Origin of the sequence: Phreatobacter sp. (assembly GCF_052440005.1) — a bacterium.
GTDB lineage: Bacteria > Pseudomonadota > Alphaproteobacteria > Rhizobiales > Phreatobacteraceae > Phreatobacter.
Genome location: NZ_JBQVQL010000167.1, coordinates 1 through 3,887, shown reverse-complemented (window position 1 = coordinate 3,887; position 3,887 = coordinate 1). Strand labels below are relative to the sequence as shown.

Annotated in this window: 2 protein-coding genes; both read left to right on the top strand. The window is 71.6% G+C overall.

Features of this window, described 5'->3' with window-relative positions:
* On the top strand, positions 1 to 1,095 hold a 1,095-nt coding region (locus tag ACT6XY_RS22560; RefSeq protein WP_444750545.1), incomplete at its 5' end, for a DNA polymerase Y family protein.
* 8 nt (positions 1,096 to 1,103) lie between these two features.
* Positions 1,104 to 3,887: error-prone DNA polymerase (locus ACT6XY_RS22555; protein WP_444750544.1), on the top strand; the 2,784-nt coding region annotated here is incomplete at its 3' end.

Here is a 3,887-nt window from a genome sequence, read left to right as displayed (position 1 = left end):
CCGGAGGCCGCCTCCGCCCTCGCCCGCTACGCCACCTGCGATCGCGTCCCCCCCGGCGGCGAGGCGGTGGCGGTGGCGCCCCTGCCCGTCATTGCCCTCGGCATCGATCCCGCCGTCGCCCTGGCGCTCACCCGCGCCGGGCTGAAGACCATCGGCGACCTCGCCGCCCGTCCAGGCGACATCCTCGTCGCCCGCTTCGGGGCTCTGCTGGCGACGCGGCTGCGCCGGGTCACCGGCCGCGAGGACACGCGCCTGACGCCGCGCCGGGCGGTGGCGGCCTGCATGGTCGAGCGCCGTTTCGCCGAACCGGTGGGCCGGCGCGAGGATCTCCTCGGCGCGCTCGGTCTCATCCTGGGCACGGCCGGAGCGACGCTGGAGGAACGAGGCGAAGGAGGGCGGCTCTTCGAGGCGAGCTTCTTCCGCACCGACGGCGTCGTCCGCCGCATCGGGGTGGAGACGGGCGAGGCGACGCGCGACGCGGCGGCCCTCATCCGCCTCTTCGCCGAAAAGATGCACCTCATCGACGATCCATCCGACCCCGGCTTCGGCTTCGATCTCATCCGCCTCGCCGTCCTGCGCACGGAAGCGCAGATGCAGCGCCAGGCGCGGCTCGACGGCCGCGGCGAGGCCGATCGCGAGACCGTCGCCCTCATCGACCGGCTGGTCGCCCGCTTCGGCCGCGACAGCGTCGTGCGCCTCGTCGACCGCCACTCCCACATCCCCGAACGGGCCGAGGCCATGCGGCCGGCCATCGCCGTCGGCGCCACGCTGGCCTGGCCCGCCATGCGCGCCACCCGCCCCCTCACCCGGCCCCTCCAGCTCTTCGATCCGCCACAGCCGATCGAAACCCTCGCCGAAGTCCCGGACGGCCCGCCGGCCACCTTCCACTGGCGGCGCACCACCCACCAGATCGCCCGCGCCGAGGGCCCCGAGCGCATCGCAACCGAATGGTGGCGCGACGGCGAGAGCGCCCTGACGCGCGACTATTACTGCCTCGAGGACCGCGAGGGCCGCCGCTTCTGGGTGTTCCGCCAGGGCCTCTATGGTGCTGAGACGACCGCGCCGCGCTGGTTCGTCCACGGGCTCTTCGCGTGAGGCCACCCATGGCCTCTCATGAACCGGCCTATGCCGAGCTCGCGACCCACTCGAATTTCTCCTTCCTGCGCGGCGCCTCCCACGCCCGCGACCTGGTGCTCACCGCCCTCGCCCTCGGCCATTCCGGCATCGGCATCGCCGACCGCAACACGGTCGCCGGCGTGGTGCGCGCCCATGCCTTCCTGAAGGAGATCCGGACCGACGGCCTCATCCCACCCGACAAGGTCAAGGAGGGCTCCTCCCCCGGCGAGTTCGTCTGGGTCGACATGCCCCAGGCCGGCGCCCTCGGCTTCAAGCCGGAGGCCTTCAAGGCGGCGGCGGAGCGCTTCCGGCTCGCCGTCGGGACCCGCTTCGTCTTCTGCGACGGATCGCCGGAGGTGATCGCCTATCCGGTCAACCGGCGCGGCTGGGGCCGCATCTGCCGGCTCCTCACCACCGGCAACCTGCGCGGCGGCAAGGGCGACTGCCGCCTCACCCTCGACGATCTCGTGGCGGACACCCGCGACCTCCTGCTCATCCTCATGCCGGGAGAGGACGAGGCGGGGCTGGAAGCGCCGCTGCGCATCCTCGACGAGGCTGCGCCCGGCCAGCTCTGGCTCGGCGCAACCATGGGCCGGAGCGGCGAGGACCGCCGCCGCCTCTTCCGCCTTCGGGCCCTCGGCGAGGCGGTGGGCGTGCCGCTCCTCGCCGTCAACGACGTGCTCTACCACGACCCCGCCCAGCGCGACCTGCAGGACGTGCTCACCTGCATCCGCGAGGGCGTCACCATCGAGGAGGCCGGCTTTCGCCTGGCCGCCAATGCCGAGCGCCACCTGAAGCCGGCGCAGGAAATGGCGCGGCTCTTCCGCGACTGCCCCGAGGCCGTCGCCGAGACGCAGCACCTGCTGTCCCGCATGGATTTCTCGCTGGCCGAGCTGAAATACGAATATCCGGAGGAGCCGGTGCCGCCCGGCTGGACGCCGCAGGGCTGGCTGGAAAAGATCACCTGGGAGCGTGCCGTCCACCGCTATGGCGGTGAGGTGCCGGCGAAGGTCGAGAAGCTTCTCGCCGAGGAACTCGCCCTCATCGCGAGCCTCGACTATGCCCGCTACTTCCTCACCATCGTCGACATCGTCCGCGTCGCCGAGGACAAGGGCATCCTCTGCCAGGGCCGCGGCTCCGCCGCCAATTCCGCCGTCTGCTACGTGCTCGGCATCACCGCCGTCGATCCCAACGACCACGACCTCCTCTTCGCCCGCTTCATCTCGTCGGAACGGCGCGAGCCGCCGGACATCGACGTCGATTTCGAGCACGAGCGCCGCGAGGAGGTCATCCAGCACATCTATGCCCGCTACGGCCGCGAGCGCGCCGGCATCGCCGCCACCGTCATCAGCTACCGGCCGCGCAGCGCCATCCGCGAGGTCGGCAAGGCCCTCGGCCTCACCGAGGACGTCACCGGCCGCCTCGCCGGCATGGTCTGGGGCTCATGGGGCACCGCCATCGGCGACCACTATGTCCGCGAGGCGGGGCTGGACCCGGCCAATCCCCTGATCCGCCGCGCCGTCGGCCTCGCCGAGCGCCTCATCGGCTTTCCCCGCCATCTCTCCCAGCATGTCGGCGGCTTCGTACTGACCGGCGCCCGGCTCGACGAGACGGTCCCCATCGGCCCCGCCGCCATGGCGGATCGCACCTTCATCGAATGGGACAAGGACGACATCGACGCGCTCGGCCTGATGAAGGTCGACGTGCTGGCACTGGGCATGCTCACCTGCATCCGCAAGGCCTTCGCCCTGCTGCGCGAGACCGGCGGGCCGGACCTCGACCTCTTCAACGTGCCCCCCGACGACCCCGCCGTCTACGACATGCTCTGCCGCGGCGATTCCATCGGCGTCTTCCAGGTGGAGAGCCGGGCGCAGATCAACATGCTGCCACGCCTCAAACCGCGCAATCTCTACGACCTCGTCATCCAGGTCGCCATCGTCCGCCCGGGCCCCATCGAGGGCGACATGGTGCATCCCTACCTGAAGCGGCGGAGCGGCCTCGAACCCGTCGTCTATCCCTCGCCCGCCCCCGGTCACGGCGAGCCCGACGAGCTCTACCAGGTGCTGAACAAGACCTGCGGCGTGCCGCTGTTCCAGGAACAGGCCATGCGCCTCGCCATGGTGGCGGCGAAGTTCACCGCCGACGAGGCCAACGGCCTGCGCCGGGCCATGGCGACCTTCCGCAATGTCGGCACGATCGGCCGGTTCGAGACGCTGATGACGGGGCGGATGGTGGCGCGCGGCTACGGGCCGGCCTTCGCCCAGCGCTGCTTCGACCAGATCAAGGGTTTCGGCAGCTACGGCTTTCCCGAGAGCCACGCCGCCTCCTTCGCCAAGCTCGTCTACATCTCCTCCTGGATCAAATGTCACCACCCCGCGATCTTTGCCTGCGCGCTCCTCAACGCCCAGCCCATGGGCTTCTACGCGCCGGCCCAGATCGTCCGCGACGCGCGCGAGCACGGCGTCGAGGTCCGCGCCGTCGACGTCAATCAGAGCCTCTGGGACAACAGCCTCGAGCGCGGTCGGGACGGTCATGCCCTGCGCCTCGGCTTCCGCCAGCTCGACGGCCTCCACGAGGCCTGGGCCGAGAGGCTGGTGGCGGCGCGCGCACGGCCCTTTGCCGACATCGAGGACCTCGCCCGCCGCTGCGCCCTGCCGGCCCGGGCGCTGCATATCCTGGCCGATGCCGACGCCTTCCGCTCCATCGGCCTCGACCGCCGCGAGGCGCTGTGGGCGGTCCGCCGCCTGCCCGACGACCGCCCGCTGCCGCTC